2 protein-coding genes are annotated in these 502 nt (G+C 43.6%); both read left to right on the top strand.

The genetic code is table 11. The annotated features are described in order from the left end of the window. A partial coding sequence (locus R7E38_RS23490; RefSeq protein WP_318082267.1) for an iron chelate uptake ABC transporter family permease subunit occupies positions 1-216 on the top strand: 216 nt, incomplete at its 5' end. 2 nt (positions 217-218) lie between these two features. Beyond that, positions 219-502, top strand: a 284-nt coding sequence (locus R7E38_RS23495) for an ATP-binding cassette domain-containing protein (protein WP_318082268.1), incomplete at its 3' end; no start/stop codon positions are given.

Raw genomic sequence — 502 nt, forward strand, 5'->3', positions numbered from 1 at the left:
GGTTTGCTTGTGACCAACTTGAGCCGTGAGATGTTTCATTCCTATCAACATAAAACATTGTTGATAGGCTGTTCACTGTTGGCCATTAGCTCATTGCTTTCAGGGCAGTGGATCATTGAAAACGTATTTAATTTTGAGACAACGCTAAGCGTGGTCATTAACTTCCTTGGCGGCATTTACTTCTTGTATTTGCTGTTGAAAAACAAAGTCGTATAAACATGATAGTCATAGAGAAACTAACCAAAGCATTTGGTTCGAGTAAAGTCGTTGATAGCGCGGATACTCAGTTCGAAAAAGGTAAAGTGACGTCAATCATTGGCCCAAATGGAGCTGGCAAGAGTACCTTACTCTCCATGGCTTCTCGCCTAACAGAGCGAGACGGTGGTAGCGTCATCATCGACTGTAAAGAGATCGCTGAGTGGGATACTAAAGAGCTGGCGAAAAGGCTTGCTGTGCTTCGCCAAGCGAACTCAATCACGATGCGATTTACCGTGAAAGAACT

This window comes from Vibrio sp. Vb2131 (assembly GCF_033338535.1).
Lineage (GTDB): Bacteria > Pseudomonadota > Gammaproteobacteria > Enterobacterales > Vibrionaceae > Vibrio > Vibrio alginolyticus.